Genomic DNA, 12,122 nt, shown 5'->3' with positions numbered 1-12,122 from the left:
TCACGCCGACGGCGAAAGCTGTTCAGATCGCCGGATGTCTTCCAGGGGATATGGTCCAATGACGGTCAAGACAAGCAACTTGCCCCGGGTACCGGGACTGACGATAGACAGATTGGCTGCGGTGAGGCGGTCATGAGGGTAAGGGACGAAAATATGGGTAAGGTAACAGGGTTTCTGGAAATCGACCGGCAGGTGGCGAAGTACCAGCCGGCGTCGGATCGTATCCGTCATTTCCGCGAGTTCACGATCCCGATGTCGGACCCGGAAGTGCAGAAACAGGCCGCGCGCTGCATGGACTGTGGCATCCCCTATTGCCACGGCCCGACCGGCTGCCCTGTTCACAACCAGATTCCCGATTGGAACGACCTCGTCTACAACAACAACTGGGAAGCGGCGATCCAGAACCTGCATTCGACCAACAACTTCCCCGAGTTTACCGGTCGCGTCTGCCCGGCGCCCTGCGAGGAAGCCTGCACGTTGAACCTCGAGGATGCGCCGGTCGCCATCAAGACGGTCGAGCAGGCGATCGCCGACAAGGCCTATGAGCTCGGCTTCATCCGGCCGCAGCCGGCCACGGTCCATACCGGCAAGAAGGTCGCCGTCATCGGCTCCGGTCCCGCCGGCATGGCGGCCGCCCAGCAGCTCGGCCGCGCCGGCCACGAGGTGCATCTCTACGAGCGCGAGACCAAGCCGGGCGGACTGCTGCGCTACGGCATTCCCGATTTCAAGATGGAGAAGAACTTCATCGACCGCCGCGTCGAGCAGATGAAGGGTGAGGGCGTCACCTTCCATTGCGGCGTCAATATCGGCGTCGACGTCAAGGTCGAGCAGCTGCTCGCCGATCACGACGCCGTGCTTTACTGCGGCGGCTCCGAGACGCCGCGCGAGGCGGGCATTCCGGGCACCGACCTTGCGGGCGTGCATGATGCGATGCCCTATCTCGTGCAGCAAAATCGCCGCGTCGGGCGCGAGAACATCGACAGCGTCGGCTGGCCGTCGGACCCGATCCTTGCCGGCGCCAAACATATCGTCGTCGTCGGCGGCGGCGATACGGCTTCGGACTGCGTCGGCACGGCGTTCCGCCAGGGGGCCGTCAGGGTCACCCAACTCGACATCCGGCCGCAGCCGCCGGAGAAGGAAGACAAACTTGCCGTCTGGCCCTTCTGGGCGACGAAGATGCGCACCTCCTCCTCGCAGGCCGAGGGCGCCGTGCGTGAATTCCAGGTGGCCACTCTTGAATTCGTCGGCGAAGACGGCGTGCTGACCGGCGTCAAGTGCTGTGAGGTCGACGAGCGCCGGCGGCCGGTTCCGGGCACGGAATTCGTGATCCGGGCCGATCTCGCCTTCATCGCCATCGGTTTCCGCGGGCCGTTCACCGGCAGCGTGCTGAAGGAGCTGGACGGCAAACTGACGCTCAACACCGACAAGCGCGGCTCGACCAACGTCGTCGCCAATGACCGCGACTACAAGACTTCGATCGACAAGTTCTGGACGGCGGGTGACGTGCGCCGCGGCCAATCGCTGGTGGTCTGGGCGATCCGTGAAGGCCGCCAGGCAGCGCGTGCCATCGACGAGGAATTGATGGGCTCGACCGTCCTGCCGAACTGACCATCGTCTGCACACCCTCTCGAAGACACGAACTCCGCCCCTCCGGCGGAGTTTTTTTCTTGGCGCGCCGCGCTGTGGTGCGACCGCTTGACGCGGAGGCCGTGCGCCGCAAGCCTCAGGCAATGCCGGGAAGCGAGATTTTCGCCGGACGCGGGCTGAGAAGCAGCCAGCGGCTACCGAAGCGGAGGTGCCCCGCCGTTTTGGCCGTAACGCATTTCACCATCGGCCGCGGCGTGAGGCCGCGAATGATCGACAAGGACATTTCAAATGGTTTCCGCACTTGACAGCACGCGGCTGGTTTCGGCCCAATATGCCCTGAAAAACCTTCGCGGCCCCGACGACAGCGCGCAGAATACGCAGAGTTCGTCGGCCGCCAGCATTCTGAGCAGCTACGGGCTCGATCCGAGCTCTTCCTCGCTTCTTTCCAACCAGGCCCTTTCCGGGCTGCTCGACACGCTTTCGGCCCAAAGCGACACGTCTGATGAGTCCGACACGACTGACGACAGCGCCGACGTCACCAGTTCCTCCTTCATGTCGATGCTGAAGCAGCAGCTGCAGGATGCGGCTGCGGCCGAAGGCGAGAGCGGCAAGGCTCACGACATGCTGGCTGCCCTGGAAGCGGGCACGCTCACCATCACCGATCCGACGCAGGGTGTGTCCGTCAACGCCTGGGATGTCGACGATCCCGATGAGGCGGACACGGAAAACAAGGCCGGCAAGGACATGGATGTCAGCGGCTGGAGCGACTTTCTCGATGCGCATCTGGAGCGCGGGTCCGATGGCGCCTTCGTCAAGGAAAACGGCAGCTACGTCGACCAGACGAACGACAGCCATGCTTTTTTTGGCTTGATCGGCGCGAACTACTATTATCTGAGCTGGCCGCAGGCGACGGCGAAGTAAACGGGACGAAGTGGAGGGCAGCCTCGCGCAGCCTTTATTTGACCGAGACTTCGGCCGGCGCCTTTACGGCAGGCAGGCGGTAATCGTCAACGCGGCCGGGAGGTGCTGGCGTCATTTCGCCCTGCTCGACCAGCAGGTCGCGCGGCGACCGCGTCAAAGCCACAGGCGGCGGCCTGGCGCCGAGAAGCTCGGCGCCGCCGTCGAGATTGGGATCGGAGAGGCTGATCGGCACGGTATGTTCGACCGGATTGGCGGGAAGGCCGAGGCCGGGCAGATTGCTGGAGTCGAGGCGGACCAGATCCGGGCTCGCCTGGGTGCCGAGAAGACGCCGGGCCGGTTTTTCCACATAGAAGGCAAGCTTGCGCCGGCCAGCCTGGGTAAGGTTGATGCCATCGGAGGTGCGCAGGCGCACCTGCTGGCCGTTCACATCCGAACCGGTGACGATGAAGTTGCCGTTTTCGTCGACGAAACCATCCCAGATATCGACGAATTCACCGCCGACGCTTTCGATCTGGTTGCGGTAGAGCTGGTTCATCTGAACGGCATCGGCCGTCATCGAATCGGATTCGAAGGCAGGAAGACCGACCCAGAGCAGCGGGATCTTGCGGTCAGTGACCTCCTTGCCGAAGGAAAGCACGCGACGGCGGTATTCGGTGAACCAGCCATCGGTGCGGAATTTTTCCTTGGCGGTGTCGGTCACCATCTGCTGGCGGTCGTTGGCACCGATCATGACGACGACCATTGCCGGCTTCAGCTCGTCGATCATCTTCGGCAGCTGTTCCGGCCAGTCATAATAATCGTCGCGGACAAGACCCGATGAGACGTTGCCGCGGGCTTCGACGACGACACCCGGCGAGGTCTCGAAGGCGGCCGTGAGGCCGTCGCCGAGGCCGCTGGCCAGAAAATCGCCGACGATCAGGATCTTTCGGGCGTCGCCAAGTTTCTGTACGGCCGGCTCCTCCTCGACGGGAGCGCGGACCGGCGGCGCAGTGCGGGTATTGACGATGGCTTTCTGCGCTGGCGGGCGTTTGCGCTGCTGGCGTCGCGGCTGCTGGACGTCAGGGGCCTGCGGGCCGTCGTCGAGATAGCGCCGGCCAAGGAAGAAATCGAAGATCGACCGGCGCTGATAGCGCTGCTCCTGGGCTTCGGCGACATGCACCGGCGCAGACACGCCAAGGCATAGCGAAGCCGCCGCCAAGGCGAGCACGAGCCAACGGATTTTACGGGTCCGATCAATTTTCTTCGTCATGGGCAGTTCCGCATCTGCCGGCATCTTGCACGCAGGGCAGGCCAGCGTCCACTCCCACTAATATCTAGGTCACGGTTCTGCCGCTTCCAATGCTGGTTCGCCGAAACCGTGCGCCAGGACGGGGCGACCTGCATGAGACAAAGACTTGAAGCGCCCTGCATGATTCCCGAACCGACGCAAACTCTAGAGCATGATGCCGAAAAGTGTGCGCGGTTTTCGGACGACATCATGCTCTACTTCTTTGATTTAGATCAGGATTCAGATTTTAGGCCGATCGGGCCTAAAATCATCCTGATCTAGCGACGAAGTGCGTTCAGAAGCGGCAGCGAGGGCTCGCCGTCCGGCTGCATGCCGATGCGAGACTGCACGGCTGATATCGCCGCCTTCGAACCCGAGCCAAAATTGCCGTCCACCTCGCCATTGTAATAGCCGAGCGTCTTGAGACGCGTCTGCAGCTCGAATTTCTCGGTGATGTCGAGTGCGCCGTTCGGGCGCGGCCAACGCTGCTGCATCCCGCCGTAGCCGGCGATCTGGTCGGCCAGCAGGCCGACGGCAAGCGCGTAGCTGTCCGAGGCATTGTAGTTCTTGATGGTGAAGAAGTTGGCGGTCATCAGGAAGCCTGGGCCGCCAGCTCCGGCCGGCATCTTCAGCATGGCCTTGGTGGCGCTCTCGCGGAAGGCCTTGCCGTTCGGGCGGGTCAGGCCGAGTGCCGCCCATTGGGCCAGTGTATGGGTCTTGCCGGCCTGCTTGGCGGCCGCTGCGGGAACGACGACCTCATAGCCCCAGGTCTTGCCGGTATCCCAGCCGTTCTTCATCAGGAGATTGGCCGAGGTCGCCAGTGCGTCGGGGATCGAGTTCCAGATATCGCGATGGCCGTTGCCGTCGGCATCGACAGCATAAAGCAGGTAGCTTGTCGGGATGAACTGGGTGTGGCCCATGGCGCCGGCCCAGGAGCCGGTCATCTCGCGTGCCGGCACATCGCCGTTCTGCAGGATCTTCAGCGCGGCGACCAACTGCTTCTTGGCGAATTTGGCGCGGCTCGGATCGGCATAGGCAAGCGTGGCCAGGGCGCGCGGCACGTAGTGCAGCCGGTCGTCCTTGTCGAGAACCGCGCCGTAATTCGATTCCATCGACCAGATGGCCAGCAAAATGGTCTTGTCGACGCCGAAACGCTGCTCGATCGCAGCGAGCGTCCTTGCGTGTTTGGCGGCCATCTCGCGGCCGATTTTGACCGTATAGGGGTTGACGCGGGAATCGACATAGTCCCAGATCTTCGAGGTGAATTCCGGCTGGTAGGCGGCCTTTTCGAGCACGGTCGGATCGGGCTCGCTCACCCCGGAAAAGGCCTTTTGATAGGTTGCCTTACTGATGCCACTCTGAGCGGCAGTCTGGTAAAAATCCGCGATCCATTTCTGGAAGCGGGAATCAGCTTTCGCGTTGTCGGGGACCAGTGCCACCTGGGCAGCGACAATGAGGGCGAGAGCAAGACCACGAAGGGAGTTTTTGTGATTCTGGGTCATCGACAGTCGTATCCGTCATCTTCAGTTTCTGGTGCAGCGGGGCATCATTTCCGCCCAGACCCGAGACTACAGGAACGGAGTCAACAAATTCTTTACCATGGCGATCCGCTGCGGTCACCATTTGCAAAACAGTAGCAATTCTATACTAGTTAAAGCTAAAAAGCTCTATTTCCAAAGCGATATGATCGAAGCAGGAGGCCGGGTGTGGCTCAACACAACAAAGTTCGTAAAGCAGTATTTCCGGTTGCCGGGTTGGGAACGCGATTCCTTCCGGCGACAAAGGCTGTTCCGAAGGAAATGTTGACCGTCGTCGACAAGCCAATCATTCAATATGTCGTCGACGAGGCGATCGAAGCCGGGATCGAACATCTGGTCTTCGTCACCGGACGCAACAAGCACGTCATCGAAGATTATTTCGACATTCATTTCGAGCTGGAACAGACGCTGCGCGAGCGCGCCAAGAAGGCGGAAATTACCCTTCTCGCCCAGCAATTGCCGAAGGCCGGCACGGTGAGCTTCACTCGTCAGCAGGAGCCTCTCGGCCTCGGCCACGCCGTGTGGTGCGCCCGCGAGATCGTCGGCGACGAGCCCTTCGCACTGCTGCTGCCCGATATGATCATGAAGGGTGACAAGGGCTGCATGAAGGGCATGATCGACCTCTATGCCCAGAGCGGCGGCAATATCATCGCCGTCGAGGAATGCGCGCCGGACCAGGCGCATAAATACGGCATCGTCGGCGTCGGCGAGGCGATCGGCGACGGCTTCCGCATCACCGGCATGGTGGAAAAGCCTGCCAAGGGGACGGCGCCTTCCAACTTCTTCATCAACGGCCGCTATATCCTGCAGCCGGAGATCTTCAAGATCCTCGAGACCCAGGAGCGCGGCGCCGGCAACGAGATCCAGCTTACCGACGGCATGCTGAAGCTGCTGAAGGAACAGGATTTCGCCGGTTACCACTTCCGTGGTGCGACCTACGACTGCGGCGCCAAGGACGGCTTCATTCTGGCAAACGTCGCCTTCGCCCTCGAACGCGCCGATATCCGCCCCTCCGTCGAAGGCGGCTTCAGGGAACTGCTGGCCGGCCTGAAGTAAGGCATCCGCTCAGAGCAGATTCAAAGTGATAGAGCGCCGCGCTTCCTATCGGACGCGCGGCGCTTCCATTTTCCCGATGCAAGCCGCTCCCGCACTTTTGCTGGAGTTGCTCTAAAGCGCGTCGCGATCTTTCAGATTCGCTCCTCGCGCTTTAGGTCTTTGTTTTCACGCATGTCGTTGTCGCAAAACCGCGGCACACTTTTGCGCGACATGCTCTAGCGTTTCAGCTTGAGACCGACGCCGGCTCGCCATTGCTGCGAATCGCTGCCTTCCTTGCGCGTCGTCAGCTCGTAGCCGAGCGTGCTGGTCAGATCGAGATAGCGGTTGATGTTCCAGGTCAGGCCGGTCGCGGCGGTATAGACGAGCTCGTCGTTGATGGTGCTGTCCGTGGGATAATCGCGCCATATCACCCCGCCGATCATCGTCCCGACCAGGTTGTCGCGCAGCTGGTGGGTGACCGTCGTCGTCAGCGCGTGTGAGACGTAGCCGCTTTCGCCTGCCGTGGTCGAGGGTTGGATGCTCGTCTGCAGGTCGAGATTGACATCGGTGCCGCGGATCGGCGACCAGAGCAGGCTCGCATCGAGCGTGGCGGTATCGATCGAGGACAGGCGGCTGTCTTCGAAATCTGCCATCTCGTAGCCGACGCCGACTTCACCCTTCAGCTTTTCACCGAGATCGACCTCGACGCCTGCCTTGGCGCCATAGCTATGGCCGGAGCGCTCGTAACCGGCGGAGTCGCGGGTTTCGTCATAGACCGAACGGCCGATCGTCGCCTCGATGAAGGGGATGAGCGCGGGAGACAGTTCGTAGCCGACGCGGCCGCGCAGCGTGCCCGTCGTCTGGTTACGGTCGCTGAGGGCGACGGTGGTGCCGTTGGCAAGCTTGGCATCCGAATAGATCGAGCGGGTCAGTGCCAGTGCCGTCGTGCCGCGCAGGATGCCGAAATCGCGTTGGACGGAGGCGCCGGCCGAAAATTCCTGCACGTCCGACTGTTGCGCGGCGTCGGCGATGGCGTCGGGATCGTCCGTATCCTCACGGTAGAAATTATAGCCAGCGGTCAGGTGCGCGGTCGTATCGTCGGGAAGATCCAGCCTGAGATCGCCGTTGACTTTAAAGGAAGGCTGCTCCTCGCCCTCGCCGCTGATATTCCTCTGCCAGGCGCCTTCCGAGGTGACGGTCAGTTGGTGCCGGCCCCAGTCGGAAGTCAGTGTCGCTGCCGCATCCGTTTCGAGAAAGGCGCGCCGTTGCCTGGTATTGCCGTCCTTGGTGGTCTCCGTATTGATGCTCTGGGTGACGCTCGGGCGGAGCACGAAAGTGCCGATCGGAATTCCTGGCGTTTCCTCCGTCGAGGCGCTCTCGGCAGCCCTGCGGCGCGGCAGCGTCTCATCGCTCGGCGCCTCGCGGGTGTTCAGCCGGCGTATGTCCTCGTCGAGGATGGAGCCGGTAATGTCGTCGCCGGCTTGTGTATCCGGTATGGCCGGCCGCTGCTGGGCATCGTCCGCGTTCGCGGTCGCGCCGTTTGCCGCAGGAGTGGCGTTATCGCTGGTCTCGTCGTCGAAACCGGCGGCGGATGCGGCATTGTTAGTGGCGCGGTTATCCTGGGAGGCAGCGGAGCGGCCGGTTGCCGGCTGCGACGAGGCGGACTGCGCGAACGCTGCCGTCTGGCTGAGAAGCAGGCCACCCAGCACGGCAAAGGAGACGGCACGGCTCATGGCGCGGAGCGGCGTCACACTGCTCGTCTGTTTTGGCTGGCCCATGCAATTCGCGCCTGACATGCTTTCGGTTCTTACCCAAAGGTAAAGCCTTGTGGTTAACCATTCGTTGCCGGCGGCGGGCGCTGTTCACAATTCGGAAAGAGTGCGGGTCGGAAAGAGCGCGGGGTGGACTTGGAAAGTGAAAAGGTCTAACGCAACTTCATGAACAGAAGAGCGATCAACCTCGTTGAAAACAGCGTGCTCGAATCGGCAAAACGCACGATAGAGACCGAAAGACGCGGTCTTGAAGCGCTCGAACAGGCTTTTGACAATGGCTTGGCCGGTCCTTTCACACGGGCGGTCGAAGTGATCGGCGACATCTCCGGGCGCGTCATCGTCACCGGCGTCGGCAAGAGCGGGCATATCGGCGCCAAGCTCGCGGCGACATTCGCTTCGACCGGAACGCCTGCCTTTTTCGTGCATGCGGCGGAGGCCAATCACGGCGATCTCGGCATGATCGCGCGCGACGACGTCGTGCTGGCGATTTCCAAAGGTGGCGAAAGCGCCGAGCTCAAGAGCATCATTTCCTTCACGCGGCGCTTCTCCATTCCGCTGATCGCGATCACCTGCAGCGAAGGCTCCTCGCTCGCCGCCGCCGCCGATATCGTCCTTCTGATGCCGAATGAACAGGAGGCCTGCCCCAATGGGCTGGCGCCGACGACCTCGACGCTGATGCAGCTTGCCATCGGCGACGCGCTGGCGGTGGCGCTCCTGGAGGCGCGCGGCTTTACCGCCACGGATTTCCACGTCTTCCATCCGGGCGGCAAGCTGGGCGCGAGCCTGATGCATGTCGCCGATGTCATGCATACCGGCGAGCGGCTGCCGCTCGTTGCCAAGGGTACACCGATGCCGGAGGCGATCACGGTGCTGTCGCGCAAGCACTTCGGCTGCGTCGGCGTGCTTGATGAGGATGGGCGGCTCTGCGGCATCGTTACCGAAGGCGACATGGCGCGCAACCTGACGCGCAATCTTGCCGAGCTTACCGTCGACGACATCATGACGCGGACGCCGAAGACGGTGAAGCCGACGGTGCTGGCGACCGCGGCCCTGGCGCTGCTCAACCAGCATCATATCGGCGCGCTGATCGTCATCGACGACGACCGCCGGCCGGTCGGGCTGGTGCATTTCCACGACCTGCTGCGGATCGGCGTCGCCTGATCAGGTTCGTTTGTTCAGAGTTATTTGATCAGACCGGCTCGACCGTCAGGTCGCGGCCGTTGCTCGAAACCACTTTCACCTGTGTTCCGACGGGCAGGTCGGGTCCCATCACCTGCCATAGCGTATCGTCGAGACGGATGCGGCCGCGGCCTTCGCGGATCGGTTCGTGCAGTGTTGCGGTGCGGCCGACGAGGCTGGCGCCGCGCTGATTGAGAAAGGGCTCGTCGGTCGTGGCATTGCGCAGTGTCAGCCGGCGGCCGGCGAAGGTCGCGGCAACGGCGAAAAGCGCAAAAAGGATTGCCTGCAACTCCCAGACCCAGAAGGCGCTGTCCCAGAAAAGCAGCGACAGCGCGCCGACGATCAAGGCGGCAAGGCCAATCCAGACCAGGAAGAAGCCGGGAACGATCATTTCCGCGGCGAGCAGCACGAGGCCCGCGACCCACCAACTCCACGGACCGAGTTCGGCGACGATCTTCGCCAGCATGGCTTAACGCTCCTGCTCGGGATTGAAAGGATTGGGGGTCGATGGATTGATCGGCGGCGTCGAGCGCGCCGGTGCGGGACGTGGACGCGGCGGTACCGGCAGCGGCGTCGACGGGCTGTTGCCGGCATCGCCGAAGACTTCGCGGGCAATGGCGCCGATACCAGCGAGCGAGCTCAGGATGGAAGAGGCTTCCATCGGCATCATCACGATCTTGGAATTGGGCGCCGAACCGATCGAGGTGAGTGCCTCGGTATATTTCTGGGCGACGAAATAGTTGATCGCCTGAATGTCGCCGGCGGCGATCGCTTCCGAAACCATCTTCGTCGCCTTGGCTTCGGCCTCGGCCAGGCGTTCGCGGGCTTCGGCGTTGCGGAAGGCAGCCTCGCGCTGGCCTTCGGCCTGCAGGATGGCGGATTGTTTGGCGCCTTCGGCCCTGAGGATCTGCGCATTGCGCGAGCCTTCGGCCTCCAGCACCTGGGCGCGCTTCTCGCGCTCGGCCTTCATCTGGCGGGCCATCGCATCGACGAGGTCGCGGGGCGGCTGGATGTCCTTGATCTCGACGCGGGTGACCTTGATGCCCCAGGGATGCACGGCTTCGTCGACGACGCGCAACAGCCGGTCGTTGATCGCATCGCGGTTGGAGAGCAATTCGTCGAGATCCATCGAACCCATGACCGAGCGGATGTTGGTCATGGTGAGATTGAGGATGGCGTTTTCGAGGTTGGAGACCTGATAGGCAGCCTGGGCGGCGTTCAGCACCTGATAAAAGGAGACGGCATCGGCAGAAACCGAGGCATTGTCCTTGGTGATCACCTCCTGGGTCGGCACGTTCAGCACCTGCTCCATGACGTTCAACTTGGCGCCGACGCGCTCGATGAAGGGGGTGATGAGGTTGAGGCCCGGCTCCAGCGTGCGGGTATAACGCCCGAAGCGCTCGATCGTATAGCGGTAGCCCTGCGGCACGGTCTTGATCCCGGCAAAGAGTACCAGGATGACGAAGATGACCAGCACGATCACGACGATGTCGAAGCCGCCGAACAGCATGAAAAATTCCTCCTATCGGCGCATTCGCGCCCACCACACCACTGATGTGGTGAGTTAGCATGTTCTTTGCGAGGAGGAAATGACGCACGGCTGCCGCACCTTCCAAGCGAAAGGACGGTAAGGTCCGTCGGGTCGTCGCCGACTATCCGTGCGGCGTAAATTTCTGAAGATGGTTTCTCAGATCCAGCCCTGCAGTTCGCGGCGGACGACCTTTTCCAGCACCTTCATGCCGTCCTCGCCATCGTTGAGGCAGGGGATATGCGCGAACTTCTCGCCGCCGTTTTCGTGAAAGGAATGGGCAGCCTGTTCGGCGATCTCCTCCAGCGTCTCCAGACAGTCGGAGACGAAGCCGGGATTGATGACGGCGATGCGCTTGACGCCGTCTTGGGCGAGCTTCTCCACGGTCTTGTCGGTATAGGGCTGCAACCATTCCTCCGGCCCGAAGCGGGACTGGAAGGTGACCATGAAGTTTTCTTTGGTGAGCCCGAGCCGCTCGCGCAGCAGCCGGCCGGTCTTCTGGCATTGACAGTAATAGGGATCGCCTTGCTTGAAATAGGACATCGGTATGCCGTGGAAGGAGGCGAGCAGCATCTCGGGCTTCCAGTCGAGGGCCGAAAGATGCCTTTCGACGGACGCGGCGAGCGCTTCGATATAAGTCTCGTCGTCATGATAGGCGGGAACGGTGCGCAGCGCCGGCTGCCAGCGCATCGAGAGCAGCTTCTGGAAGGCCTTGTCGTTGACGGTGGCGGTCGTCGCCGCCGCATATTGCGGATAGAGCGGGAAGAGCACAATCCGGTCGCAGCCTTGTTCTTTCAGCGCGTCGATGCGCGAGGCGATCGACGGCGTGCCGTAGCGCATCGCCCAATCGACCTTGACGTTATCAAGATCCTTCAGGCGCTCGGCCATCAGCTCCGACTGGTTGCGGGTGTAGGTGCGCAGATAACTTTCGTTCTTCTCCTTGTTCCAGATCAGCTCATAGGCCTTACCGACCTTCTGCGGGCGGGTGTTGAGCACGATGCCGAACAGGATCGGATACCACTTCCAGGGCGACCATTCGATGACGCGGCGATCGGTCAGGAATTCCCTGAGATAGCGGCGCATCGAGGTATAATCAGTGCCATCAGGCGTGCCGAGATTGACCAGCAGCACACCGACCTTACCAAATTTGACGGCCGGATGATCGGCCGGGCGGAGTGAAATATCTGCTGTCATTCTGGCCCCAACGTTCATTTGTCCCGTCGGCTCATACGCAGCCTGGAGATCGTGGTTCACCCTATAGAAAGAAAAGCCGGCCCGGAAAACCCCGGACCGGC

Annotated in this window: 10 protein-coding genes; 4 read left to right on the top strand and 6 right to left on the bottom strand. The window is 62.1% G+C overall.

Annotated features, from left to right (window positions below; all coding sequences use genetic code 11):
* Positions 1-153: 153 nt before the first annotated feature.
* Positions 154-1,608 (top strand): glutamate synthase subunit beta, encoded by a 1,455-nt coding sequence (locus tag AC244Q_RS18865; RefSeq protein ID WP_128405928.1) that lies wholly within the window; start codon positions 154-156, stop codon positions 1,606-1,608.
* Between the two features lie 267 nt (positions 1,609-1,875).
* The gene (locus AC244Q_RS18860) at positions 1,876-2,508 is read left to right on the top strand and encodes a hypothetical protein (protein ID WP_128405929.1); all 633 of its coding nucleotides are present in this window, start codon (positions 1,876-1,878) and stop codon (positions 2,506-2,508) included.
* A gap of 34 nt (positions 2,509-2,542) precedes the next feature.
* Here the strand turns inward: AC244Q_RS18860 and AC244Q_RS18855 are convergent, their stop codons facing one another.
* On the bottom strand, positions 2,543-3,781 hold the full coding sequence (locus tag AC244Q_RS18855) for an SGNH/GDSL hydrolase family protein (RefSeq protein WP_206641041.1): 1,239 nt from the start codon (positions 3,779-3,781) through the stop codon (positions 2,543-2,545).
* Between the two features lie 272 nt (positions 3,782-4,053).
* Positions 4,054-5,277: a lytic murein transglycosylase gene (locus AC244Q_RS18850; RefSeq protein ID WP_113548023.1), complete on the bottom strand. Its 1,224-nt coding sequence runs from the start codon at positions 5,275-5,277 to the stop codon at positions 4,054-4,056.
* 204 nt (positions 5,278-5,481) lie between these two features.
* Between AC244Q_RS18850 and galU the strand changes: the two genes are divergently transcribed.
* Positions 5,482-6,369, top strand: coding sequence for a UTP--glucose-1-phosphate uridylyltransferase GalU (gene galU / locus AC244Q_RS18845; RefSeq protein ID WP_003542870.1), 888 nt, complete (start codon positions 5,482-5,484; stop codon positions 6,367-6,369).
* 215 nt (positions 6,370-6,584) lie between these two features.
* Here galU and AC244Q_RS18840 read toward each other — a convergent pair whose 3' ends face one another.
* A complete protein-coding gene (locus AC244Q_RS18840) occupies positions 6,585-8,126 on the bottom strand; it encodes an outer membrane beta-barrel protein (protein ID WP_012758944.1) in 1,542 nt (513 codons plus the stop codon).
* A 159-nt stretch (positions 8,127-8,285) separates the two neighbouring features.
* Between AC244Q_RS18840 and AC244Q_RS18835 the strand changes: the two genes are divergently transcribed.
* Positions 8,286-9,281, top strand: a complete 996-nt coding sequence (locus tag AC244Q_RS18835; protein ID WP_017995155.1) for a KpsF/GutQ family sugar-phosphate isomerase — start codon at positions 8,286-8,288, stop codon at positions 9,279-9,281.
* A gap of 28 nt (positions 9,282-9,309) precedes the next feature.
* On the opposite strand, the gene AC244Q_RS18830 is transcribed toward AC244Q_RS18835, so the two are convergent.
* The 3 genes from AC244Q_RS18830 to hemH form a co-directional block, all read right to left on the bottom strand.
* Positions 9,310-9,765, bottom strand: a complete 456-nt coding sequence (locus tag AC244Q_RS18830) for an NfeD family protein (protein ID WP_012758942.1) — start codon at positions 9,763-9,765, stop codon at positions 9,310-9,312.
* Positions 9,766-9,768: 3 nt separating this feature from the next.
* Complete coding sequence (locus AC244Q_RS18825) at positions 9,769-10,809, bottom strand: SPFH domain-containing protein (protein WP_113548020.1); 1,041 nt, start codon at positions 10,807-10,809, stop codon at positions 9,769-9,771.
* 177 nt (positions 10,810-10,986) lie between these two features.
* Positions 10,987-12,021, bottom strand: a complete 1,035-nt coding sequence (gene hemH, locus AC244Q_RS18820; RefSeq protein ID WP_113548019.1) for a ferrochelatase — start codon at positions 12,019-12,021, stop codon at positions 10,987-10,989.
* Between the last annotated feature and the right edge of the window lie 101 nt (positions 12,022-12,122).

Source organism: Rhizobium sp. CB2179 (genome assembly GCF_057653455.1).
This window is presented reverse-complemented; position numbering and strand designations above follow the sequence as displayed.

Excerpts from the sequence above, each read along its gene's own strand:
- AC244Q_RS18865 (WP_128405928.1), top strand. The coding sequence starts at position 154 with ATGGGTAAGGTAACAGGGTTTCTGGAAATCGACCGGCAGGTGGCGAAG.
- AC244Q_RS18860 (WP_128405929.1), top strand. The coding sequence starts at position 1,876 with ATGGTTTCCGCACTTGACAGCACGCGGCTGGTTTCGGCCCAATATGCC.
- AC244Q_RS18855 (WP_206641041.1), bottom strand. The coding sequence starts at position 3,781 with ATGCCGGCAGATGCGGAACTGCCCATGACGAAGAAAATTGATCGGACC.
- AC244Q_RS18850 (WP_113548023.1), bottom strand. The coding sequence starts at position 5,277 with ATGACCCAGAATCACAAAAACTCCCTTCGTGGTCTTGCTCTCGCCCTC.
- AC244Q_RS18840 (WP_012758944.1), bottom strand. The coding sequence starts at position 8,126 with ATGGGCCAGCCAAAACAGACGAGCAGTGTGACGCCGCTCCGCGCCATG.
- AC244Q_RS18835 (WP_017995155.1), top strand. The coding sequence starts at position 8,286 with ATGAACAGAAGAGCGATCAACCTCGTTGAAAACAGCGTGCTCGAATCG.
- AC244Q_RS18830 (WP_012758942.1), bottom strand. The coding sequence starts at position 9,765 with ATGCTGGCGAAGATCGTCGCCGAACTCGGTCCGTGGAGTTGGTGGGTC.
- AC244Q_RS18825 (WP_113548020.1), bottom strand. The coding sequence starts at position 10,809 with ATGCTGTTCGGCGGCTTCGACATCGTCGTGATCGTGCTGGTCATCTTC.
- hemH (WP_113548019.1), bottom strand. The coding sequence starts at position 12,021 with ATGACAGCAGATATTTCACTCCGCCCGGCCGATCATCCGGCCGTCAAA.